This is a genomic window from Bacteroidales bacterium, from assembly GCA_031276035.1.
GTDB lineage: Bacteria > Bacteroidota > Bacteroidia > Bacteroidales > BM520 > RGIG7150.
Genome location: JAISNV010000028.1, coordinates 61,649 through 87,030 on the forward strand (window position 1 = coordinate 61,649; position 25,382 = coordinate 87,030).

At 33.1% G+C, this 25,382-nt stretch carries 26 protein-coding genes and 1 tRNA gene; 8 read left to right on the plus strand and 19 right to left on the minus strand.

The features are described from left to right. The first annotated feature begins 82 nt into the window (after positions 1 to 82). From LBP67_06895 to LBP67_06930, 8 genes are all read left to right on the plus strand, one after another. Complete coding sequence (locus tag LBP67_06895) at positions 83 to 601, plus strand: hypothetical protein (protein ID MDR2084704.1); 519 nt, start codon at positions 83 to 85, stop codon at positions 599 to 601. A gap of 26 nt (positions 602 to 627) precedes the next feature. Continuing rightward, positions 628 to 1,602, plus strand: a complete 975-nt coding sequence (locus LBP67_06900; GenBank protein MDR2084705.1) for a DUF6175 family protein — start codon at positions 628 to 630, stop codon at positions 1,600 to 1,602. Positions 1,603 to 1,622: 20 nt separating this feature from the next. Continuing rightward, positions 1,623 to 2,333, plus strand: a complete 711-nt coding sequence (locus tag LBP67_06905) for a hypothetical protein (protein ID MDR2084706.1) — start codon at positions 1,623 to 1,625, stop codon at positions 2,331 to 2,333. Continuing rightward, positions 2,326 to 3,273 (plus strand): hypothetical protein, encoded by a 948-nt coding sequence (locus LBP67_06910; GenBank protein ID MDR2084707.1) that lies wholly within the window; start codon positions 2,326 to 2,328, stop codon positions 3,271 to 3,273. Before LBP67_06905 ends, LBP67_06910 begins: the two co-directional genes overlap by 8 nt. 22 nt (positions 3,274 to 3,295) lie before the next feature. Then, on the plus strand, positions 3,296 to 3,859 hold the full coding sequence (locus LBP67_06915) for a hypothetical protein (GenBank protein MDR2084708.1): 564 nt from the start codon (positions 3,296 to 3,298) through the stop codon (positions 3,857 to 3,859). Positions 3,860 to 3,956: 97 nt separating this feature from the next. Continuing rightward, complete coding sequence (locus LBP67_06920; GenBank protein MDR2084709.1) at positions 3,957 to 4,529, plus strand: LPP20 family lipoprotein; 573 nt, start codon at positions 3,957 to 3,959, stop codon at positions 4,527 to 4,529. 354 nt (positions 4,530 to 4,883) lie between these two features. Continuing rightward, positions 4,884 to 5,801, plus strand: a complete 918-nt coding sequence (locus tag LBP67_06925; GenBank protein ID MDR2084710.1) for a hypothetical protein — start codon at positions 4,884 to 4,886, stop codon at positions 5,799 to 5,801. Between the two features lie 39 nt (positions 5,802 to 5,840). Continuing rightward, on the plus strand, positions 5,841 to 6,773 hold the full coding sequence (locus LBP67_06930) for a T9SS type A sorting domain-containing protein (protein MDR2084711.1): 933 nt from the start codon (positions 5,841 to 5,843) through the stop codon (positions 6,771 to 6,773). 199 nt (positions 6,774 to 6,972) lie between these two features. Here LBP67_06930 and LBP67_06935 read toward each other — a convergent pair whose 3' ends face one another. The 19 genes from LBP67_06935 to kdsA form a co-directional block, all read right to left on the minus strand. Then, the gene (locus LBP67_06935) at positions 6,973 to 9,057 is read right to left on the minus strand and encodes a dipeptidyl peptidase 3 (GenBank protein ID MDR2084712.1); all 2,085 of its coding nucleotides are present in this window, start codon (positions 9,055 to 9,057) and stop codon (positions 6,973 to 6,975) included. A 58-nt stretch (positions 9,058 to 9,115) separates the two neighbouring features. Beyond that, a complete protein-coding gene (locus tag LBP67_06940) occupies positions 9,116 to 11,275 on the minus strand; it encodes a S46 family peptidase (GenBank protein MDR2084713.1) in 2,160 nt (719 codons plus the stop codon). 161 nt (positions 11,276 to 11,436) lie between these two features. Beyond that, a complete protein-coding gene (locus LBP67_06945; protein ID MDR2084714.1) occupies positions 11,437 to 12,522 on the minus strand; it encodes a DUF4340 domain-containing protein in 1,086 nt (361 codons plus the stop codon). 199 nt (positions 12,523 to 12,721) lie between these two features. After that, positions 12,722 to 14,446 carry a gliding motility-associated ABC transporter substrate-binding protein GldG gene (gene gldG / locus LBP67_06950; protein MDR2084715.1) on the minus strand — a complete coding sequence of 575 codons (1,725 nt, stop codon included), beginning with the start codon at positions 14,444 to 14,446 and terminating at the stop codon, positions 12,722 to 12,724. A 2-nt stretch (positions 14,447 to 14,448) separates the two neighbouring features. After that, positions 14,449 to 15,177, minus strand: coding sequence for a gliding motility-associated ABC transporter permease subunit GldF (gene gldF, locus LBP67_06955; GenBank protein MDR2084716.1), 729 nt, complete (start codon positions 15,175 to 15,177; stop codon positions 14,449 to 14,451). A gap of 44 nt (positions 15,178 to 15,221) precedes the next feature. Continuing rightward, positions 15,222 to 16,148, minus strand: coding sequence for a class I mannose-6-phosphate isomerase (locus LBP67_06960; GenBank protein MDR2084717.1), 927 nt, complete (start codon positions 16,146 to 16,148; stop codon positions 15,222 to 15,224). A 3-nt stretch (positions 16,149 to 16,151) separates the two neighbouring features. Beyond that, a complete protein-coding gene (locus LBP67_06965; GenBank protein MDR2084718.1) occupies positions 16,152 to 16,640 on the minus strand; it encodes a cytidine/deoxycytidylate deaminase family protein in 489 nt (162 codons plus the stop codon). Next, positions 16,637 to 17,188 carry an AAA family ATPase gene (locus LBP67_06970; protein ID MDR2084719.1) on the minus strand — a complete coding sequence of 184 codons (552 nt, stop codon included), beginning with the start codon at positions 17,186 to 17,188 and terminating at the stop codon, positions 16,637 to 16,639. The genes LBP67_06965 and LBP67_06970 overlap by 4 nt, the downstream gene beginning before the upstream one ends. Next, a complete protein-coding gene (locus LBP67_06975; GenBank protein MDR2084720.1) occupies positions 17,185 to 17,805 on the minus strand; it encodes a TIGR00730 family Rossman fold protein in 621 nt (206 codons plus the stop codon). The genes LBP67_06970 and LBP67_06975 overlap by 4 nt, the downstream gene beginning before the upstream one ends. A 15-nt stretch (positions 17,806 to 17,820) precedes the next feature. Beyond that, positions 17,821 to 19,152 (minus strand): DUF4270 domain-containing protein, encoded by a 1,332-nt coding sequence (locus LBP67_06980; GenBank protein MDR2084721.1) that lies wholly within the window; start codon positions 19,150 to 19,152, stop codon positions 17,821 to 17,823. Between the two features lie 13 nt (positions 19,153 to 19,165). Beyond that, on the minus strand, positions 19,166 to 20,002 hold the full coding sequence (locus LBP67_06985) for a glycogen/starch synthase (protein ID MDR2084722.1): 837 nt from the start codon (positions 20,000 to 20,002) through the stop codon (positions 19,166 to 19,168). A gap of 115 nt (positions 20,003 to 20,117) precedes the next feature. Next, positions 20,118 to 20,585, minus strand: a complete 468-nt coding sequence (locus LBP67_06990) for a biopolymer transporter ExbD (GenBank protein ID MDR2084723.1) — start codon at positions 20,583 to 20,585, stop codon at positions 20,118 to 20,120. A gap of 9 nt (positions 20,586 to 20,594) precedes the next feature. Then, on the minus strand, positions 20,595 to 21,179 hold the full coding sequence (locus LBP67_06995; GenBank protein ID MDR2084724.1) for a biopolymer transporter ExbD: 585 nt from the start codon (positions 21,177 to 21,179) through the stop codon (positions 20,595 to 20,597). 11 nt (positions 21,180 to 21,190) lie between these two features. Next, entirely contained in the window at positions 21,191 to 21,646 is a 456-nt protein-coding gene (locus LBP67_07000) for a hypothetical protein (GenBank protein ID MDR2084725.1), read from the minus strand. Positions 21,647 to 21,662: 16 nt separating this feature from the next. After that, entirely contained in the window at positions 21,663 to 22,487 is an 825-nt protein-coding gene (locus tag LBP67_07005; protein ID MDR2084726.1) for a MotA/TolQ/ExbB proton channel family protein, read from the minus strand. Positions 22,488 to 22,549: 62 nt separating this feature from the next. Then, positions 22,550 to 22,637: transfer RNA gene (locus tag LBP67_07010), tRNA-Ser, on the minus strand. A 180-nt stretch (positions 22,638 to 22,817) separates the two neighbouring features. Continuing rightward, positions 22,818 to 23,594, minus strand: a complete 777-nt coding sequence (locus tag LBP67_07015; protein MDR2084727.1) for a TatD family hydrolase — start codon at positions 23,592 to 23,594, stop codon at positions 22,818 to 22,820. Beyond that, entirely contained in the window at positions 23,591 to 24,577 is a 987-nt protein-coding gene (locus LBP67_07020) for a glycosyltransferase family 9 protein (protein ID MDR2084728.1), read from the minus strand. The genes LBP67_07015 and LBP67_07020 overlap by 4 nt, the downstream gene beginning before the upstream one ends. A 10-nt stretch (positions 24,578 to 24,587) precedes the next feature. Further along, positions 24,588 to 25,382 carry a 3-deoxy-8-phosphooctulonate synthase gene (kdsA, locus tag LBP67_07025; protein ID MDR2084729.1) on the minus strand — a complete coding sequence of 265 codons (795 nt, stop codon included), beginning with the start codon at positions 25,380 to 25,382 and terminating at the stop codon, positions 24,588 to 24,590.

A 25,382-nucleotide genomic window follows, 5' to 3' on the forward strand; every position in this document is an offset into this window, starting at 1 on the left:
TGTTTGTCTCGCAAAAGAAAATAATCCATATGGTTACATACGTACAATTTAATCAAAAATAAACAAACAAAAATATTTACGTATGAAAAGAATATTTTTACTAAGCATTGTTATTACAATGTTTCTTCCTGCCACGGCTCAAAAAGCCAAAAAAGGTGATTTCAATCCTTCAGCAAATTACGAAGTACAAGTGCTCGGAGTAGGTCAAGACGGAACAAAAGTTTTTAGAATCTGGAATACAGCTTCAAAAGTTGATGATGCCATTACAGAAGCTAAGCGTAACGCCGTAGCAGTATGCCTGTTCAGAGGATTACCCGGAAGCGGATTTACAAATGAAACTCCGCCTATTTGTCAAATCGGAGACGAAATCAAATACGAAGAATTTTTCAAAGAATTCTTTAAATTACCGCAAAAGGACGGCACGGGAGGAATGTATCTTCGTTTCGTAAACAGAACTACCGACGAACCGCCATCAGGACAATTTAGGGTAAAAGTAAAAAAAGGTTACAAAGTTGCTATTGATGTTCAGGTACTTTATAACAGTCTCAGAAAATACATGGAAGAACAAGGTATTGTTAAGAAATTAGATAGCGGGTTTTGATACAATTTTAATATAAATCGAAAATTATGAAAAGAATTTTTATTATATCTTCATTGATATTTATCAGTATTGCAGCATTTTCACAGGCAAAGAAACCTACTTTAATGGTTATTCCGAGTGACAGTTATTGCGATAGAAACGGCTTTACACAATATTATACGGATGAAGCAGGAAACAGGCATGTAATATCAGATTACACAAAAGCTTTCAGCCAAGCCGAAAGTGAAGAACTTCGATTGGTAATTTCCGAACTTTCGAAAATCATGGCAGAAAGAGGTTTCCCATTAAAAGACCTTGAACAAACTTTAAAATCAATTAAACAAACAAATATTGAGAGAGATTTACTGACATCCTCTTCGGGAAGTGTTATAAAAGAATCTCCGATTGACGTCATCAAACGCACGGCAAAAGCAGACATCATCCTTGATCTTGACTTTTCTGTAAAAACAAGGGGGCCTCAAAAATATATCACTTTCAACCTCAGAGGTGTTGATGCTTATTCAAATAAAGTAATTGCTTCGGCTTCCGGCGACGGCAAACCTTCTACTTCCGCAACTGTCGGAATTCTTCTCGAAGAAGCTGTTATAAATTATATTGACGATTTTAACGCAGCGCTGCAAAAACATTTTAACGACATGTTTACCAACGGTCGCGAAATTGTTGTGATACTAAATGTTTGGGATAATGCCGATTTTGACTTCGACACTGAATACGAGTATATGGGAGAAACCGGAATGCTGGTTGATATTATTGATGTTTGGATGGATGATAATTGCGTGAACAGCAGATTTTCAAGAATATCCAATACTGAAAATATGATTCACTACGAACAAGTGAGAATTCCTCTTTATAAAACTTCCTTCGGTAAAGAAAGAGCTATTGATGCAAGAGGATTTATTGCCGATTTAAGTTCTTTCCTTAGGAAAGCCCCTTTCTATATTGATTCTAAAATATACGACAGAGGGCTTGGTGAAGTATGGTTAATCTTAGGTGAGAAGTAGTAAACATTAAAACAATGATTATGAAAAAACTGAAAATATTATTTTGTTTTGCGTTAATAACTTTTGTTTCAACAGGAGTTTACGCACAAACTCAAGAAGCATCGCGTATTGCGATTCAGGTTCAAATGCCTAATAATCTATCGATAAATAATGATGCTTCGTTAATTTTATTCAACCGACTCACTCAGGCAGTTGCCTTGAACGGTTTGGGAGCGTATTCTTCGAAATTTATTCTCATGCCTATCGTTACTATTCTTTCAAAAGAAATTACCACAACCATTCCTCAACAAGTAGTTGTAGATTTGGAGTTATCTTTATTTATTGTTGATAATTCCAGACAAATTATTCTTCAACAGGGATCTATTAATTTGAAAGGAATTGATGAAAATGAACAAAAAGCTATATTAAAAGCAATTACAAATCTTAAGGCAAGACATCCGAAATTAAAAAATCTGATTGTCAGTGGTAAGGAAAAGATAGTAAACTATTATGATACTCAATGTAATGACATTATGAATACTGTTCAATCATATTTGGACAGAGGCATGTATGTCGAAGCAATAATTGAGCTCGAGTCTGTTCCTTCTGCGCCTGAAACTATGCCTTGCTACGAAAAAGCTCAGAAAATGCTGGTTAATATAGATAATGTGAAACGCAGTACCGCTGAAAAGAAAATTTCAGAATCAGAACCCGATCTCGAATGGATAAATAAATCTTCATACAATGAATAAATCAATTTTAAAACAAAGCAAAACACTTATTGTTATTGCATTGATATTATCATCATTTATATGTACTGCTCAAAATAAAAAAGTACTTGAAACAAGCAGCAAGAAAAAACCCGAATGGGTCGGCGGAGTTGAAAAAGGTTATCTGATTGTTACTGCCGAAGCGCCTGAAATTGAAGAAGCTAAAGGCAAAATATTACAAAATCTCAAATCTCAGATTGCGGAAACTGTTGCAACACGGATTGTCAGCGAAACAACTCTTCAAACAAGCCAAGAAAGAAATAATAATAGTTACGAACTCAAAGAGTCATTCAACAATTTTATTAACTCAAAAGCTGCGAACATTCCATATATCAGCGAAATATCTCTATCCAAAGCGGTTGATTATTATTGGGAAAAGCTGAAAAACAAATCGACCGGAGAAATTACTTATCAATATCACATAAAATATATTTTTATGGAGGCGGATATTAAGGAGCTTGTCTGGGCGTTTGAAAAATATCAGAATGATCTGAACGGAAAGTTAAATTCTTATATTGAAGGATTAAATTCAGTAACTCGTTTTGAAGATATTGAAAAAAATATGGACGATTTAAGAACGCTTCAAACAGAATTTGATAAAGATGATCCGCGTTACGAAAAAGTGGATTTGATAAGAAATGATTATCGTAAACTTGCTAAAAAAATCATTATCGAAACCGTTGAAATCGGCAAAGAATATGTAATTACGCAGATGCGATTAAATAATGTGATTTTGACGTGTAATCAAATTCCGAAAGTTTCTTCAAACTGTGCAAATAAATTCGAATTCAATTTAAAAGAAAATCAGATCAGAATAGATTTCGACGACTTTAATTGTTATGATGACGATGAGAATTACGTTGAAGTAAAATACAGAATGGGAAGCGAATATATCAATAAGAAAATTTATATAAAATTATAACATATAACTAAATTTACTAACTATGAAAAATGTAAAATACTTTTTAATCGGCGTTCTGATATTAATAGGTTTTTCTCTTGCTGCACAATCGGAAGATCCGTTCAGAACTATTTCCGGCACATCAGGTTCTTTAAAAGTTCCCGAAACGAATGCTCCGGCAGAAGAAACCAAGACAAAAACAGTTGTCAGGGAGCGTAGTTGGAATGAAAAAGACATCGAAGTTTTAGATCCTCAACATAATAAAAGAATCGACAAAGTTAAGATTGAGAATATCCTTTCGGTTAATGTAATTTCATTAATTGGTGATATTGACTCTCAAACAGTTGAACTTACCATTATATTTACAAATCATCAAACAAACAGAAACATTACAATTCATAACCTTACGGCTTATGATAATCTCGGCGATTCAAACTCCGCATACGGAAAAACTTATGAAACATTTACAGATATTCCTATAAAAGCTACATTTACATTCAGAACTAAAGTTTTACCTTCAAAGGTTAGCAAAATGAATGTCATAAAGATTCCTTTCGGAGCAATTAAAGATGTTGAATTCAGGAATATCGATATTGACTGGCGTTAACAATTGACATGATTAACAAATAAGTAAATTTCGAATAAGTTTTTAAATTATATAACCTAAACTATAAAAATTATTAACCATTAAAATTATATTGATTATGAAAAAAATCTCTTTATTTTTTGTATGTGCTTGCATTATAGCAAGTTTCTCGATGGTTTCATGTAAATCATCAAAATCTATATCCAAAGCTACAAAAGCTACGGAAATTGAAGTACCGTTTTCCGGCAAGGAATACAAAAGCGATGCAAATTTCTTTAGAGCATCTCAAGTAGGAAGAAGTACTGATTTGGCAACAGCTAAAAAGATTGCTTTGGCAAATGCAAGAGCTGGAATGGCTCAAGAAGTTCAACAATTAGTTCAAAATGTGGTTAGTCAATATGTTAACCAAAGATCTATCAGTAACAAACAAGAGTACGAAAGTAAATTCGAAGAATTGTCGGTATTGGTTACCAAACAAATGCTAAACAACACAAAAACTATGGCAGAAAAAACTTTTATTGAAAAAGACAAAAGTTATTCTTATTGGGTAGTTGTTGAAATGAGCAAAACGGAATTACTGGGTGGTATTGAAGATAAAATTACCAAAGACGAAAAATTACAACTTGATTTCGATAAATATCAATTTGAAAAGATATTTAATGAAGAAATGAAGAAGTTTGAAAACAAATAGATCGGAACAGAAAAGATAAAGATATACCTTTACTTTTCTCTCCTTCTATTTTTATTTCAAAAAGCCGAAATAGCCATGAAGAATTTCATGGCTATTTCGGCTTTTTATTTTTATTTTATTTGTAATTTTTAAATTTACTTTTTATCTTTGACCGATATTTTAATATATCATTAATTAATAAAGAAATTGAGAAAAATATGGTTAAAACTACAACACAAAATCGACTAATATTTTAAGAAAATTTATCGTAAATATTGCATATATTTTTTTATTTTCTTTTATTTATTAAAAATCTTTGATAACCATAATACAATAAACAATATAAATAAAAATACTAACTAAAAATTTAAAATTATGGGACGAATTAATGACAGTAAACATGTTAATGCCGCAATCGAAAATATTGCAGAACAAACAAAGGTAACAACAGCTAATGAAGCTATTACCAGACTCGGTATAGGAGGAGGACTTGTTTACATGGAAGCTGATCCGTATATCGGTGATCCGTACGCTTTATTAGGGCAAGTTATTTTGATAAAAACGATTGACGGCAGTATTCCAACTTCTTTAAATGATTTTAATTTAAATTTCGAATTTTTTGCTTATCCTATTCAGGGCATTAAAATAAATGAAAATTCAAAATTGAAGCAACCTACATTAAGACAATCAATTATCGTTGATAAAAATTTATCATCAAGTATTTCTTTTTTATCTTACTTATCGGCCCAGCTTGATGCGAACAGTCACTTCTCTTTAATGGTTTATGATCAGGCTGCAGGACTTATCGACCAGCAAGATTTATCATGGAAAAACGGATTGAAACAATGGCAGGAAGAGCACAAAGAATTATTTGACGACCCAAGTGTATATAGTCTGTTTGTTATTACAGGATTTTCTCAGAAAAATATTATCAAAAAGAAGTATATTAAATATAACGGAACAACAAAAGGAGGTTATGTCGGTATTAATATCAATGGAGAATTATCCACTTCCACAGAAGAATATTCATTAGATATACGTTTCGGGCTACATCCTGTGATTTTAAAACATATACCTAGAACTAATCATATAAATGAACCTGCCTCCTTATATAAAACAGACTCTACAAAAGGGAATTTCAGAGGTATAATGCCTGACCGCGAGATCTCAAGCAATATAATAGAAAATTTAGTAACTGACGAAATGTTACTTTCTAATATATTGGAAGGAGCAAGAATTAAGGACAGGGCTATAAAAATAACTAATAATAACTTACTCGATTTTGTCGATTAACCAACAAAATTGACGTTTACATAAAAATATAAATTGAGGATGAAAAATTTTAAAACAATTACAATATTCCTGATAGTTTTATTACTCGGAATATTTTCAGCAAATGCACAAAACAACAAAGACGATTACCATCCATTAGTGGAAGAAGGGAAAGTGTGGAGTATATTGACTGCCAAATGGGACTGGCCTACACCGGAAAATCCTACGGGCTTATTTGACTATAATACACAATATTATATGTTTTATGGTGATACGAGTATTAATGAAAGTGACTACAAAAAAATTTACACATCTTCAAAAGAAGAACATATTTTTCCGAATGATTGGAATTTGTATAATAGCTTTATGAGAGAGGATAATGATCGAAAAGTGTGGTGTTTAAGAAGTAGTGCATGGGGAAATCAATGGGAAGAATTATTATTTGACTTTTCTCTTCAAATTAATGATACAATAGATAATAATATGGTTCCTCCCCTTATTGTCGACGATATTATATACAAAACTATGCAAAATGGCGAAGAGCGTAAAGTCTATTTATTTTCTACTGGTGGCCAAGTTATTACTGACTATTGGATCGAAGGAATTGGTAGTAATGTAGGATTATTTATAACATTTAGCCACAGTATTGCTGGAGGCCTATATGACATGTTGTGTTTTCATGAAAATGGAGAATTGCTTTTCCTTAACGAAACTTATCAAACATGCTATAAAAATACTTTAAATATAGTTGATTATGATGCTACTTTCGATATTTTTCCAAATCCGGCAAATGATATAATATATATTAATAACACAAAAAATATAAATATTAATTGCATATTATTAATAAATAGTAACGGACAAATAATAAGGCAATGCGAACCAAATACAGATCAAATTAATATTTCAAATATTTCTCCGGGAATATATTTTATAAAGCTATCTGCTAATAACGGTGAACATATTATTAAAAAAGTTGTAATAGAGAAATAACATGAATATGAAAGAATTGCACAAATAATATTTTTAAATTATTAAATTAAACTTAAAAAAGGTTCCAACTCTATCAATATAATTCATTATTAAAAGAGAAGTATATATACTTACAAAACTGTAGTAAAAGATAAGATTATTTCCGGTAAAGGTGAAGTTAATCACAATAAAAAAGCCCTTATTGCTAAGGGCTTTTTTATTAATCTATATAAAACGGATTAAGAGGCAGCGATGAGTAATTTTTACTTAAATACAACATTTGCTCTACATAATCATCGGGATATGAAACGGTAATATTTTTCAGGATACCTTCGCCGTCGTAAACTTTGGTCAGAACCGGATTAATAAAGCCGCCGTAAGGAGCAAGATTCAATGCTTTGTATCGGGCAAGTATTTCTTCGTGTAAAACCGGATCAATGTTTACTGCGTAAGTATCAATTAAAGCAGCACCGGCATTATAATCGCCTTCCGATTTAATTCTCTGGATTTCAGCTAAAAGTTCTCCAAATAGTTCACGAACTTTCTTATAATCGTTAATCTTAACGTAAGTTTTACCGTCTTTCTGATACATTGAAATAACATTATCGGCTTTTCCGTGTTCATAAGTCCAGCGTGAAATTAAAGCTCTACATCTCATATGAGCTTGATCAATTGTTCTTCCCGGTTGGATACGGGTAATCTGAGTCAGAATTCCATTGCGGATATAACCATCATATTCTGCTTTATAAGCTTCTTTATCCGGAAGTAATCCCAATTCAATCATTTTATCATCTGCCAGATAATACAGGGCAAATAAATCGGCACGAGCTTCTTCAAGAGCAGAAGAATGGTTTTTTAAAGCGTTCGGATCAGTTCCGACTAAAAGCTGACCGCTGCCATGTCCTAAACATTCATGTAAATCGGTATGTAGATTATCTGTTGCGGAACTGTATTTTTTAGCTCGTGCTATTTCGGCCTCATCTGCCGCAAATTCCTGCAAGGTACCTCCTGTTTGTAGTGAAGCTTGAGCGTAAGCATGAGTGAGATTAGTAATAGTAACTGATTTTGAACCGTAATCTTTTCTGATCCAATCGGCATTCGGAAGATTAATTCCTATCGGAGGTGCCGGAAAACAGTCGCCACCGAGAGCAACAGCATTTATAGCTTTGGCGCTAACTCCTTTAACTTCTGATTTTTTAAATTGAGCAGCTATCGGACTATGATCTTCAAACCATTGAGCATTTACACTAATTAATTCCGTTTTGGCAGTAGCATCCATATCTTTAAAATTAACTACCGATTCCCAAGTAGCTTTAATTCCCAAAGGATCTCCATAAGTTTCAATAAATCCGTTAACATAATCTACGCACGGTTCGGTGTTTTGTACCCATATTACATTGTACTCATCCCAAGTTATTAAGTTACCGGTTTTGTAATACTCAATCAATTTTCCTATTTCTTCTTGTTGTGTAGGAGTTTCAGCCAATTTTGCAGCTTTTTCCAAATTTTCAATTATTTTAATAATAGCCTGATCATATAATCCGCCTAATTTATATGTAAATTCAATAATTTGACCTGTTTTGGGATCCTTAATAAGTTTAGAGTTTAATCCTTTCGATATCGGTCTGTTTTCATCAGGAAGAGGCATTCTGTTATAAAAATCCACAACTTCTTTCTCTGTCAAATTTTCATAGAAATTAACCGCTGATTCGGCGATAATATCAACCCCAGTTGTTGTATTATTTTTTGAAGCATATAAATTCGGATCGAAAATAACTTTACACAATCTATCAACAAAAGCAGTAGTTTTAATTCCTTCCGGCATTGCAACCAAAGCTCTTTCGGAATTTGAGATAAGATTTCTGAAATATTCTTCCGAAAATCCCGGAACAAATTTATCATTAGAATAATGGTGATGGATTCCATTAGCAAACCAAACTTTTTTCAAATATTTTTCAAATTCCAGCCATTCTTTAGATGTTTTATCACCTTGATAACTTGTATAAACGCCTTCAAGAGTTTTTCTAATCAAAAGATTATGTTTAAAAAACTGGTCGGTAACAATATCGCGTCCCCAATAAGCGGCTTCAGTCAAATAATAAACAAACTCTTTCTGTTTCAGACTGAGACTTTCCCAATCGGGAATTTGATATCTCATAATACGTATATCATCAAACTGGTCGATTTGCCATTTGAAGTCGTCATGTGCTTGTTCTTTCTTTTCTTTTGATGTAGCATTAGCACATGAAGAAAGAAATGTAATTCCAATAATTATCATTGTACTTATGTTTAAAATTCTTTTCATACGAATATAAATTTAAATTGTTAACTTATGATTTAATATTATTTAATAAGATATTTATTTATTCTACGATGAGCATTTCATCCAATAAATGTCCTGCACCTGCAAATTTATCAATAATAAACAAGCAATAGCGAATATCGAGAGTAATATTTCTGCATCTATCTGGGTCATACATAATATCACTCATTGTACTCTGCCAACATCTATCGAAATTCAATCCGACAAGTTCACCGTTTGCATTTAAAACAGGAGAACCGGAATTTCCTCCAGTAGTATGATTAGAAGCTATAAAACACACACGCATATTGCCGCCTTTGTCTGCATACCTGCCATAATCCTTATTATTATACAACTCTTTCAATTTATTCTCAACAACATAATCATAAATATTAGGATCTTCTTTTTCCATAATACCTTCAATAGTTGTATAAGGAAGGTAATTCACCGCATCTTGCGGATTAAATCCGGCAACATTGCCGTAAGCCACACGTAAAGTAAAATTTGCATCAGGATAAAAAACTTTATCTTTTTCAAACTCCATCTGAGCTTTCATATAGAAGCGCATAGTACTGTCAATTTCAGCCTGATATTTTGCCAAATTAGGATAAATATTTTCTCTATACATTGAGAATAAACTGGAATAAATAACGTACGCAGGATCCTTTTCAATTTTTTTATATTGTGATGGTTTATAATTATTAATAAAATCCGTAAGTTTTTCTTTATTACTAAACATTGAATTATCAAAAATATAGTCGGCAAACCTATCAAAATCACCATTAAACTTCTTTTCAACAGTTAAAAAGAAATCGGGCATCAAATCTCTGTCAATATTATCATAATAAATCTTAAGCAACACAGGGGCTAATTCTCTGTCAATTGTTTGATTATAATCTTTGAAAAACGATTCTATATTAGATTTGGATGTGTTGAGTAATTTATTCATAGTTTCGGCATCATCGCTTTTTTCTTTTGAATTCTGGACGAGTGAAGCGAATCTTCGGGCAAAACTTACCAATTCTATTCCTAATCCGGCTTCATAGAAATATTTGTATGCAACTTTATACGGAATAATATTTTCGTAGGAAGTGTTTAAGGTATTGATAATAGAAGAATAATTCGGATTGATACTTTGAGTAACGGCCCATTGATTAAACTCTTTTTCATAATCAAGTTTTTTCTGAACTCCGTTAATTCTATTAACGCCCTGCGACTCTCCTATCCATTTTTTCCAGCCGTTTGCAATACCTGCAATTTTATTTGCATACTGAATTCTAATCAGTGGATCTCTTTCCGAATAAGCATTCATTACATTCAATTTTTTATCTCTAATACCGATAGCTATAGGATTTTCAATTTCAGTAATACTTTTAACGGCGATTGCCGGAAGATATTCATTGGTAGTTCCGGGATATCCGAAAACGAATGTAAAATCGTCTTCTTCAACTCCTGCAAGAGAAATTTTAAGGAAGTTTTTAGGAGTGTAAGGTTTATTATCTGCAGAATAATTTGCAGGAAGATTATCATTATCGGCATATATTCTAAAAACAGCGAAATCGCCGGTATGCCGCGGCCACATCCAATTATCGGTATCACCGCCGAATTTCCCTATATTCGAAGGAGGCGCACCAACCAAACGAATGTCTTTAAATATTTCATATATAAATAGAAAATATTGATTTCCATAATAGAATTCTTCGACAATTGATTTGTAGTTAGCATCTTTTACTGCATCTTCCGTAATTTTTTTAATATTCTCATTTAATATTTTTTCACGTTCTGCTTGCGACATATTATCATTAACTCCAGCAAGTGCTTCTTCAGTAACTTCCTGCATGCTTACAAGGAAGCTTACTGTGAGTCCGGGACAATACAATTCTTCACTTCTATTCATTGCCCAGAAACCATCGGTAAGATAATCGTTTTCAAGAGAACTGTGACGTTGAATATTGCCGTAACCGCAATGATAATTAGTAAGCAGCAATCCTTCATTAGAAACAACTTCACCGGTACAACCACCGCCGAATATTACGATAGCATCCTTAAGACTTGCCTGATTGACAGAGTAAATATCTTCAGCTGAAATTTTCATTCCCATTTCCTGCATTTCCTTTTCATTCAATTGTTGAAGTAAAATAGGCAACCACATTCCTTCTTTTGAGAAAGAAATATTAATCATAAAAAATCCGGCAAGAAACAGTAATAAAGCTTTTTTCATAATTTATATATGTTTTTAATTTTTAGTAATCATAAAGTTTTGGAGGTGAGTTCTGAAACGTTATTCCGAATGAAAGATATTATAAACTATGATAATTATTGGCCAAGTTATATAAATTTTTGTTTCTTTCGGAATGACGATTATAAATTTTCAAAACACTTTCAATTTCTACTTTTCAAAAGATGTAAAGGTCGCAACACGGCATCAAAAGAAAAGTATTGCATCATTACAAAATCATCGTCATACAATACATTACCATTTTCATCAGTAAATCTGGAAGGTTTATTAACCCAGGCATAGAGTCTGTCTCTATCATAGTCATTGTCTTCCAACTCATAATTGTAATACCACAATCTATATGTTTTTACTGTTGTTTCCTCACCATATTTATCTATCAATGTAAGAACATGCGCTGGTTCCGTAAGCTTAATAGAATCAATGAGAGCAACGAGAGCAGTGTCGGTTTCACTAAATAAGTATTCATATCTGATATTTGCGAAAGAGCTCATTAAATCTATCATTCTCAGGGTATCATAAGGAACTTGAATATTATCCGGATAAGTTTTCAGGATAAAATTTCTTGAATCTGGATTTTCAATAACATACGAATCTTTCGGATATTCGTTATCGATATATCTAAAAGAAGAAATTTGTGGTATTCTATAATTAAATACAATATGAGCGCGCCAACTAGCCGGATCGGTTGTAAAATAAGGAGAAACATATCCTCTATAACCGGGAATATAAACTACGTAAGGTCTGTTCGAACCTTCATTAATCATATAGGTACCCATGCTATCTTTTGTACTTTCGCCAACATAAAAAGCTTTTAGCAACTTGTTTTTAACCGGAAACAACTTAATACCGAGAAAATCTATTTTATAACCTTTTCCATAGAACTCCACTTTTTTTCCTTTAGTTGCTAAGAGAGATATTACATTATCGTAAGACGAGCGCGATACCGGTTCACGCACCTGAAGTTTGCGAACTATTGCCAACAGATTTCTTACTTGTTCATCCATAGCATAATATCTTCCGTCAACAGTCCAAAAAGAACCGTCTTTCTCCAGAAGAACAGAATTATTTGATTTATCAACCATAAATATTTTATCAATGTCGTCAATATTTTCGATTGAAAAGATTTTATCCTTATTTTTATCGTCAATATTTTTAAGAATAAGAATTGCGGCCGCAATTATAACAACAATAATAAAAATTACGGTAAATATTTTAGTTTGTTTTTTCATCTTAATATATATTTAATCATTTACGGTTAATTTAATCTTCTATGAACCAATCGCAAACATATTACTCCAATTAAAATAAACAAGGTATCTTGAAACCATATAGTGCTTATATTTATCCACTTATTATAATTTAGTAACATTTGCCAGTATCGCTTTATTCATTGTTTATCGACATATTTGCCTTGATGGTTTCATAATTTTACTTTGAGTATCTATGTTTTCTGATTATCGAATAAATAATTCCGCCCAGAATAATAATCAGTGCCGGAATTATTAAGTTTATCAATTGATATTTTAATGAGCTTCTTTCTATTTTAGTAACATCTAATATTCTTAGTTTTAATTCTCTTGAACGAACTGAAATAAGATTTGAATCGTCACAAAGGTAATTCATAACATTAAGAAAGAATTCCGGATTACCAAATTGATTACTAGTATATTGGTCATAACCCATATTCAAAGGCATTCCGTCGCCAGCTCTGAACTGATTTTTTATCATATCGGCATCAGAAACAACAACCATTGCGGTAGGTACACTTGCAGGCAAAAAGTCTATCATAGCATTATCCCGCAAATCCGGAGGAATTCTATTATCATACAACGAACGGAAAGTTCCTTCTAAAAGCATTGCGACGGGAATATTTCTTTTATTAAACAAAGCCTGGTCAGGTTTGCGGGTGAGTAATTCCAAAGAAACAACATCGGGAGTCGCAAAAATCTTTGAATATTGCGATGAATGAAGTAGAACGGTATGCTTAACATTCGGAATATCAATTTTAGTTACAGGCGAAATAAATTCCGTTTTAATTGCATTAAGATTTTTTACTATCGGATGTGTACTCATAGGGGTAAGAACGGGGAAAAAAGTCCACGGGAAAAATTCAATCTGCGGTCTGCCCCCCACACTACCTGTTGTAAGCGGAATAGATAAACATTGTAAATCCATAATAAGTTGCGGTTCAAGTCTTACTCCGTAAGTATAAAGTTGGTCTTGAAGATTAGTATAATTATTTACCGCTAAGGTTACAGGACTATTTTGAAGGCTATCCATAGTTACATAAACGGGTTCAACAAGCCAAAGAACTTTACCGCCGCGCATAATGTACTGATCAATCACAAATTTATCTTTTTCCGGTAAAGCATTAGTTGGCCCCGGAATAATAATAGCCTGATATTTATTTTCCATCACAACAGAATCTTCACCTCTGCTCCGTATATTTGCCAGGCTATTGAGTTGTCCGTCAATATTTACGTAAGAAACACTGTAATATTCACTCAGCATAGCTTCGAAAGACACATAATAATCTCTTCGGAAACCACCGTAACCTTCAATAATTGCTACAGATGATTTATGAGTATTCGTAAGTTTTCTAATAGCATTAGATAAATTGTATTCCAAACTTTGAATTGAATTGTTTAATACTTCTTCGGATGGAGTTCCCATCTGTGTTTGCAACAACTGTACGGGAATTTCCCTATCTTTATAATTAATTAAGGCACCCGGAAATATAATTCTTCTTTCGCTTCCTGTTTTTGTATTAACACGTAAATCAGTCGGCATCAAACCTTTTTCGGCAAGTTCAGTATATGCTGCCATAACATCATCGGAATTGCCAACTCTTGCCGGGTCAATAAAAACATATTCAATATATTTATTGTGTGCGGCAAATTCATCCAGCATTTCCTTAGTTTCATTTCTCAACCTTTGGAAACTCATCGGAAGATCTTTACCTGTAAGCATTATTTTAACATACACATAATCGTCAATTTCATCAAGTAAATCCATAGTTGCTTGAGAAAGAGTATATCTTTTCTCAGAAGTTAGGTCGACACGCGTATAAAAGAACGAGGCCAATATATTTATTGCAACAACAAAAATTAATCCCGCAACAATTGTTTTCAATACCGAAAATTTCTTTTTCATATTTATTTTCTCCTTTCTATTGAAACTTTAGTGAATAAAATAAAAATAAATATGATGCTTAAAAAATAAACAATATCGCGTGTATCAATAACTCCACGACTTAAAGAAGCGAAATGAGCTTGCATTCCCAGAGATTTCACAAATAAAGAGAAATCCCCAAAGATTCTCATTGTATATATAAGTTCAAAACCCATGTACATAAATGCACATATTAATGCTGAAATTATGAATGCAACTATTTGGTTATCGGTTAATGACGAAGAGAAAACTCCAATTGCAACAAATGACATTCCTAAAAGAAATAATCCGGCATACGAACCCCAAACGGCGCCGCTATCAATATTACCGACCGGCGAGCCGAGAAAATAAACCGTAACATAGAAGACAATAGTAGGAATAAGAGCCATCAACACAATTGTACAATCGGCAAAAAATTTACCAAGTACTATTTGTAAAGGTGTTAATGGTTTTGTAGAAATAAGTTCGAATGTTCCCGAGCGTTTTTCATCGGCAAAAGAGCGCATTGTAACTGCAGGAATGAGAAACAAAAATACGAAAGGTGCAATCATAAACAAGCCGTTTATATTTGCATAACCATATTCGAGAATATTAAACGAGCCGGGAAAGACCCATAAAATCAATCCGGTTACTATTAAAAACACCAATATTACGATGTACCCGATTATTGATGCGAAGAAACCGCTTAATTCTTTCTTAAATATTGCCCACATAATTTATCTATTATTAAACGCAAATTTACATGTTTTTTATTATTCTATATATACGTTTCAATGAACGCGGTTGGTTCTTCCGGAAAGATAATAAATTCATCCAATACTGCCGGAATAAGTACTACAGAGCCTTTTACATATTTCAAACTATTTCCCTGATAGATGATTTCTCCTTTTCCATCAACAAAATTAAGAATTACAAAAGATTCTCTATCATTATAATTCAAATGTTTCTGATTTGAAATTCTGATATATTTCGTTTTCGACCATTTAAAATCGAATAAAGGTATTTCCGTATCTTTATGTTGAGGCAAAGAAAACATTTCTATTTCACGCATATCATAGTCGATAGCTTTTACCGCCAAATCCATATGTAACTCGCGGGGATTTCCGCTTTCGTCTAATCTATTCCAATCATAAATTCTATATGTAAGATCCGATGTCTGTTGAATTTCAGCCAAAAGTACGCCCGGTCCCAAAGCATGGATTAACCCTGCAGGAATTGAAATAACATCACCTTTCTTAACCGGAATCGGATTTAAAACCGTTTCCAAAGTATTATTTTCAAGATGCTTAAGATATTCATTCGGAGAAACCCTTTTATTAAATCCTGCAATAATATACGAATTCGGCTCGGCATCTATTATATACCATATTTCCGATTTTCCGTTTGCATAACCTAAAGATTTGGCCATCTCATCGTTAGGATGAACTTGTACCGAAAGCCATGAAGCCGAGCTTATCAGCTTATCTAAAATCGGAAATTGCTTTATATTGGGAGAAAAAACTTTTTCACCGATAAAATCATCCAGAAAGACTTCCAAAAGTTCATTTAGGCTATCGCCAGTGAATTCACCATTAGAAACTGTTGTTTCATTACCATCCACACCCGAAAGCATCCATAATTCACTGCCCCAAAGTTTATTTTTTACTATCGGGTTAAAAGTAAAAGGATATAAGATATTACTCATTGATTATTGGTTATCATATTTTAACACGTCTTCACAAACGTATTCTAATTTTATATTTGCTTTGCGGAACATTTCTTCCGATTCGGTGCCCGCATGATATTTCTTTTCACAAACGACACGAATAATTCCGCAATTAATAATCAGCATTGCACAAGTTCTGCAAGGAGTCATTCTGCAATAAAGCGTTGCTCCGTCTAATGCCACTCCAAGTTTTGCAGCCTGACAGATAGCATTCTGTTCCGCATGAACGGTTCTGACGCAGTGCATTGTTTTGTTGCCGTCTTCGTGAACCATTGCCTTAAAAAGATGTCCCACATCATCACAATGATCTAATCCGGCAGGAGATCCCACATATCCTGTTACCAAAATTCTGTTATTTTTAGCTATCACACAGCCGCTTCTACCTCTGTCACAAGTAGCTCTTTTAGCAATACTGTTGGCTACTTCCATAAAATATTCATCCCAACTGGGTCTAACATATTTTTCGCTCATAATTTTTCAATAATTTTTTCTATTTCTTTATGTAAGTCTTCTATGGAACCATTATTTTTTATATGATAATCAGCCATTTCAATACATTTTTTTAAATTTTGTTTATTAGGATCTGTTGTATTGAATTCTCTTTTTTCATTTTCGACAAAAGTTTCGAATGAGACATTATCGGTTTCCGAAGCTCGTTCGATAATTCTATGGTATCTAGTTTTAGGGTCAGCATCAACAGCCAGTAAAACAAAATTATTTTTTCTCTTTAAAGATAGAACTTCGCCCGGAGTTCTAATGCTTTCAATAATACAATTCTGTCCGTTTGCTACTGCTTTTTCATAAAGTTTATCAATAAGATAAGAAGGAGAATTATTGGTTCGCAAATCATTTGCAACAGTTACCATCGAATCGCGATTTACAGGTAAATTTCTTCTTTCAATTTCCTCAATAATAAAACCTCTGACGGAATAATGTTTGAAATTATAATGTGAGACGAGATAATCTACTATTGTACCTTTTCCCGCGCCAATGGTACCGGTAATTCCGATGATAATCATAATTTCAGTTTTTTAGATTCGTGAATCAGGTTATCAACCCATTTGCTATCAACGTGAGTATGTACAAAATTATCCATTTTAGATATTATCTCTTCGGCACTTTCAGCTATTATAACATTAGTACGATGTTCCGGCATCATAAAACCTTCTTCAACATAAACATCAAATTGCTTAATAAGATTATCGTAGTAATTATTAACATTCAGAATACCTATAGGTTTACAAGCTATATTAAGCTGATATAAAGTAAGTACATCACCGAGTTCATCCAAAGTTCCGAATCCGCCCGGCAACACAACAAATGCATCAGAATTATCAATAATCAATTCTTTTCTTTCACTCATTGTTTCGCAAAAAATAAACTCAGAGATATCATTATCTTTTGCTATATCTTTTTCGGCAAGAAATCTAGGCATTACACCAATAACATAACCATTTCTTTTCATCAGCGTATCTGCCATTACCTTCATCAAACCGATATCGGCACCGCCGTAAACTAATTTAATCTTACGTTGTGCCATAATTTCGGCAAGTTCAAGAGCGGTGTTTTGATAGATAGGTTTTTTTCCTAAAGCCGAACCGCAAAACACTCCGATAGACTTCATTTCATTGTTCATAGGAGTGTTACTAAATTATTCGATAGAGGTATAAGTAATTTCCATTTTGATATTTTTTGCGGGGTCAGAAGAATTCGGACCAAACAAAACACATCTACCCGGAGAATAGCCGCTATTTCTAACATGCAGATATAAATCGGAACTGTTAATATTACCTAATAAATAATTCTGGAGATGTCTTGTTATTCTAAAAGTAATTGTTCCTTTTTCAGAATCAAGGGTTCCCATATAAAAAGTAGAACCTTCCGCATAATCGGCAATTGTAACCATTTGATCGTTATCATTCATTCTAACCAATTCATAATTTGCAGGCACACCAAACTCAACATCATTAACATCAACATGGAAAGTTATTGTTGCATTGGCAATTGCGATATTATTTACCGAAGAGAAATTAGAAAAATAAGGCATGGATATTTTAGTTGCAATGCCGCCAAATGACTGAACATACAAGGTTTGTTCGCCTAATGAAGTGTTATTATCCAGCACCTGCGCCCGAAAAGCAGTAGATGCATGCTGATAGTCATAATGTTCGTACTCTAAGAATCTGGGAGTATCATCATCCGTTACAAGTTTAAAGACAAGATTATCAGCGGTATCATTATGATAATAAATGTTTATATAAGTATAAGCATTATCGAAGTCTAATCTCAAGAACGAACCCGAATTCGGAGTATTTACAGGATCAGGAGCAATATAAAATCCATTAAATTCTTTTATCAACATTTCATTAGTAATAGTAGTATCATTGGGGAAAGCCGATAATATTCTATTACCGAATGAATTATTCAATTTAAATGTAAATCTGGGCGGAATTTCTTCTTCATTAACCGTAATAGTATCAAAGCTTGGAGTAAATGTAATTGAAGCTAATTCAATATTTGAATGATTTACACGATAAGTAGAAAGATAAGAAGAGTCTGCTTCAAGAATTTCCTGTAATTCATAAACTCTTAAGGTATGAGTATAATTTTCATCACCATAGTAGCTGTTATAAGCGAAAGATATTTCTACTGAATCGGCGACCGGATTAAATTTCAGACTTTGCGAACCGGTACTCATATGAAAAGCCGTAGCAAGTCTGGAAGTTGTTTTTCCGAATGTCGCATCATAAATTGCTCCGAGCATATTACCATTATTATCGCTAATATTTCCGGAATTTATACTATTATATATAAAAGAATGAGCATTCAAGCTGATTGTATCAGTGTATTTAGGATCAAATATATCGTCATCCACAATACCAAGACCGATAACACTCGGATTTTCATTATTACAATTTGTAAATAAAAGGGTGCATAATATGCAAGCTATTATTAAGCCGTTTTTCTTTAATAAATTAAGCATTAAATAAAAAGAATTAATTATTACTAATAATTTCGTCAAAAAATTGATTGGATGTTTCGGAAAGATAATCCAGATCGTACTTGTTGTATGATATGTAAGGTATTTTTTTCTCCTTAACATATTCTACTAATTTAGGATTTACATCTTTTTCTGCAAATACAATAGCGTCCGAATTATCAATGGTACATTTCATAAGATACAGATAGTTAGGTATTTTTAAGATTTTCATCTCTTTAGCATCCAAACCATCAAATTTAAGTATATCAAATATAGAATCCTGAAATTTACCTTTAAAGTCGTCTTTATACAGAGTTGTAACAATTTTCACATCGGAGAACAGCGGATTATCACGATATAACTTATTAATATAAAGCGGGGTAAATGCTGCCATCCAACCATGGCAATTAAGCAAATTCGGCGACCATCCCAATTTCTTAACAGTTTCTAATACACCACGAGAAAAAAATATGCTTCTTTCATCATTATCATGAAATATTTTCCCGTTAGCATCGGTGAGGGTAGTTTTTCTATGAAAGTATTCTTCATTATCTATAAAGTAAATTTGCATTCTAACTTGCGATAACGAAGCAACCTTTATGATAACCGGATGGTCTATATCGTTAATAATAAGATTCATTCCTGAAAGGCGGATTACTTCATGAAGCTGGTTTCTACGTTCATTGATAAGCCCGAATTTCGGCATAAAAGTCCGAATTTCCTTATTTCTTTCTTGAATACCTTGAGGAAGCAATCTGCAAATTGTACCCATTATTGATTCTTCGAGATAAGGGGAAATTTCCTGTGAAATGAATAATACTCTTGTTTTTTCGAGGTTTGGATTTATATCCATAATTAGATAGTTTCAATCACTTGCAAAGATAATAAAAAAAATTCAGATAAAAAGCAAAAAAAAACCTCACAAAATTTTTGTAAGGTTTTTTATGATTTTTTATTATAGTTTAAAACTATTGTTCTGTGGCAATTTCTTTGATAGCGGAGTAACTGATTTTAAAAGCTCCTACTTCGCGTAATTCTTGTTTTATATCGGTGATTATACCCATTCTAACTGATCTGTCGGCTTTGATAGAAGTAGTTAAGAATTTTCTATCTACCTCATCACGAGCTTCTCTTTCAGAGAAAATAAAATTTGGAATATCACTAATTTCCGCGAAACTATCATTTAACTGAATACGTGTTTCCGTACCAAGACGTGCATTTGACGGCGGACCGACAAATATGTAGCTAACGAGCGATTTTCTTTCCAGCTTTTCAACCTGAGAAGCGTAAGGAACTGCTGTTCTAACCAGCGGGTCTGCTTGTCTCATAGTTGTAGTAATCATGAAGAAGAAAATAAGCATGAATACGATATCCGGCAATGAGGCGGTGGATACTGCCGGAACTTCTTTTTTGCCTCCTTTAGTAAATTTTCCCATACTTCAATACTATTTATATTCTTCAGGTTCTGCTTCGGAAATAGAAATCGGAACTGCCCTTCTAATCGCAGACATTAATGTCTCATCTTTAAGCGATGTAAAAGGAACACCGAATTCTTTTCTCGATAATTCGTCACGTAATTCATTTACAGCTTTTGTAAGCTCATCTTGAACTGCAATATACATTTCATAAGAAGTACCTCTATCGTTTTTAAGAGAGATAATACCTCTTGAAACTTCAAATAGACCGCCTAAAGCAGGAATAGTATCCCAACGTTTTTCAGGCAAGTTTTCTCTATTATAAGGATTCGAAAGAAACTCTTTAGCCTCATCCTTAAGCGTACGGATATCACCTATTCTATCATTTATCAATATTCTATCATTTCTACTAATGTTTACTTTAAGAATATTACGTTCTTTGATATCTGGTGGTTTTTCCGTAGGCGGCACCGGTGGCGGCAACATTCTCGCTATACCCGTATCAACCTCCATAGTGGTAGTCATAAGGAAAAAGGCAAGCAGCAAGAAAGATATATCGGCCATTGAACTTGCATTAATCTCCGGAACCTTTTTCTTAGCTTTTCTATTAATCATTTTTATCCTTATTATCTGTTTTTAATAAAACTCATTACAGCTGAATAAATTACAGCAATTATAGCACCGGCAAATGAAAAATAAGCTAAATAGCAGCCAACACCTACCCATTTCGATATTTGTTGATTAATTTTCATTTCTTCCATATATTCTGCGGATAATTGCGCATCAGGCATTATCCAAGCAATTACAAATAATACAATTATACCTAAAATTAATAATCCTATATTCATAAGTTTTTTCTTGGTATAAGTTGTAAAAAATAAGGGTAAAATAAGCGATACGAATGCACAGAATATTACAGCAACCATAGAAATAATTATAGCAGGTACAACCAGACTATTCTGCAATCCAATATCGGTTTTGATATCTGAACTTTTAATAAGTATCAGCACGCAAAACACAATGCCGATAGCCATAAAAGCATAACAGATAATCTTTCCAATTAAATTTAATGTTTTATGCATAAATACTCCTTGCTAATTATTTGTTTTCTTCTATAATATCTAAGAATAAAATTGATGAATCTTCCATATCTAATACTATACTTTCAATTTTGGTAAGAATATAGTTATAGAAAATTTGGAGGATAACAGCAACTATCAACCCGAATACTGTGGTTAACAACGCTACTTTCATACCGCCGGCAACAACTGCAGGAGACATTTCACCAACTATAGAAATTTGGTCAAAAGCTTGAATCATACCGATTACAGTACCCATAAACCCCAACATAGGAGCAATTCCGATAAATAATGAAATCCAAGGAAGACCTTTTTCTAAGCGTGCAGTAGCAACACTACCGTAAGATACTATTGATTTTTCCACTGCATCTATTCCTTCATTATATCTTTCCAATCCTTGCCAGAAAACACTTGCTAAAGGACCCGGAACATTTTTGCATACCTCTTGTGCGCCTTTAACGTCTTTTCTTTTAATAGCTTCTTCTATTTGACTTAATAATTTTTTAGAGTTGGTTGTTGAAAGTGTTAAATAGATAATTCTTTCTATAGCCAAAGCCAAACCGAAAATCAAACAGATAAGAACTGTTGACATAAAGCCAGGACCACCATCAATAAATTGTTCCTTTAAAACATGGTGAAAAGATTTTTTTGCTTTAACAACTGTTTCACCACCTGTAGATGTTGGAACTGCTGTTGGCCTTGCTTCCGGTTGCTCTACAACAGCTTGTTCGGCTTGTTGTTCCGTAGCTACAGGTTCATCCGTTGCCTCTTGTGCAACAATAGTGTTAGATACTGCAAAAGTTAGTAAAAATACCATTGCAAATAAAGAAAATAACTTTTTCATAATTTTTTTCAATTTGTTTCTATTTATTTTTTATTAATTTAATTTTACTTTCATTTCATCTGCGGAGAGACAGGGATTCGAACCCTGGGTTCCGTTTTGCAGAACACACGCTTTCCAAGCGTGCACCTTAAGCCACTCGGTCATCTCTCCGAATCTATTCATACACCCTATATGAGCGGCAAAATTTCAGGCTGCTAAGATACAACATTTTTTTCTAAAGAATTATTTTTATTTCTATTTTTTATCAACTTAATAATTACAACTAATAACCAGGTGATTATATTATTACAAATGAAATTTTATATATTAAACTTTTTTTTTACGAAAATATTATATCGAAAACAACTTTTTTACATTCTCATTTGTGATTCTTGATAAATCTTCTAATGAAATTTCTTTTATTTCCGAAACTTTCTCTGCAATAATCAAAATATTCTTACTATCGTTTCTCTTGCCTCTATAAGGTACCGGCGATAAATACGGAGAATCGGTTTCCAAAAGGATATTCTCTAATTCTACTTCTTTTAATAATTCAGGCAGTGAAGAGTTTTTATAAGTAACCACACCTCCAACACCTATATAATAACCTAAATCCAAAATACGTTTGGTTTGCTGCTTACTTCCTGGCCAACAATGAAAGACGCCTCTTAATCCCGAATATTTTTTCTCTCTTATAATATTAATAATGTATTCTTCGGATTTTCTACTGTGAATAATCACCGGCAAATCCAATTCCAAAGCCCAATCAAATTGTTTACGCAAAACCTCAACTTGCAGGTCAAAGTATGTCTTATCCCAATATAAATCCAATCCTATTTCACCAATAGCAATATATTTGTCTTTGTCTGAGAACAATTCTTCCTCAATAATATCTAATTGTTCTTTATAGTCTTCATTAACAGACGTAGGATGCAAGCCCATTGCTCCGAAACAATATTCATGGTAATCCGATAATGTATTCTTAAGTTTAGTTATTGAATCTTTGTCGATATTAGGAAGAATCATTTTTGTAATTCCCGCATCGATAATATCTTTTATCACCTCTGCCCTATCAACATCGAATTCTTCGATATATATATGAGAGTGCGTATCCGTAAAAGTTATCATTTTATTTCTTTTAAAATTATATCTCTGATTCCCGATATCTGTTCGTCGGTATATTTTACACAATTGAAATGTTTACGCGGACAACGTTTTTTCCCGAATTTACTACATGGCCTGCATTTCAAATCTTTTCTTTCCATCCAATGGTTTACACCGGCGAAATCATAAGGAAAATACGGAAAGAACCCCAGTTCAGGAGAAGTACTGCCCCAAAGGGTTATCAGATTCTTTTTTAGAGCTGCCGAAATATGCATCATTCCGGTATCGCCGGCAAAAACGAATTCGGAATTACTGATTAGTAATGCCGATTGCTGTAAATTAAGTTTTCCAACAAGATTTAAGATATTATTACATGATGATGTAATGATTTCCCCCGCTTCTATTTCTTTTTTTCCACCTATCAGTATTACCGGATAGATATCATTTATTTTATCAATTATCCTAATGATATATTCCGGCGGAACCGTCTTGGTATAATGTTGAGTGCCTACGGCAAATACCATGTATTTCCCGGGAAGAATAATCTCATCTGGAAGTTTCGTATCTTCTGAAATATAAAAATCCAAACCCTTATTATCATTTTTTATATTGAAGCGTATTAAAGTATCAATATTTCTATCAACAATATGTCTATCGGGCAATAAATTAATTTTAAAGGTTACGTAAAGCCATTTTCTAAAATCTAATTTTTTAAGACTGCTTGAAGGAAGCCTAAGATTCAGCTTTATCATAAATGATCTCATATTGTTGTGAAGATCAATAACATAATCATATTTTTCAGACTTTAATAATTCGATTGTTTCCTTAAGATTATCTTTAAAAGTTATTATTTTATTGATATTAGGATCATTTTCGACAAGTGAAACATTCTGATCCTTTGTAAGATAATGTATCTCGTGCGAAGTTTGCCGGGCAAGGCAACGAATTGCCGGACTCGTTAGAACAATATCGCCAATTGAGCTTAATCTTATAAGTAGTATCTTCATTCAATATTTCCTACAGAACTTGATATATTTGCAATAAGCTTTGCAATAAGTTTTCCAATTGATTCAAAGGCAGCATATTTTTCCCGTCCGAAAGTGCTTTTGACGGTTCCGGGTGCGTTTCAATGAAAATACCATCAGCGCCGGCGGCAACAGCAGCTTTAGCTATTGTTTGAATGAATTGCGGAGTGCCTCCTGTTACTCCTTCCGAAGTATTCGGCCGTTGCAAGGAATGCGTTGCATCAATAACAACCGGATATCCGAATGTCTTCATAATAGGAATCGAACGCATATCAACAACCAAATCGCCATATCCAAAAGTTGTACCTCTTTCAGTAAGCATGATATTTTTATTTCCGGTAGATTCTATCTTTTCAACAGTAAACTTCATGGATTCAGGAGACAAAAACTGACCTTTTTTTACATTTACGATTTTTTCTGTTTTACCTGCCGCAAGCAACAAATCTGTTTGCCTGCATAAGAAAGCCGGGATTTGTAAGATATCAACATACTCAGCCGCGAGTTTAACTTCATTAACATCATGCACATCTGTTGTAACAGTCAAACCGAATTCCTCCTTAATTTTTCTAATTACATTTAAAGCCTTTTCATCTCCAATGCCTTGAAAAGAATTTAGTTTCGACCTGTTCGCTTTTCTATATGAGGCTTTAAAAACAAATGGAATTCCCAGCCTCGAACTTATCGCTGATAGTTCTTCTGCAATTCTAAGAGGACTCGTTTCATCTTCGATAACACAAGGACCTGCAATTAAAAAGAACTGGGATTTATATTTTGCAATATCTTTCAT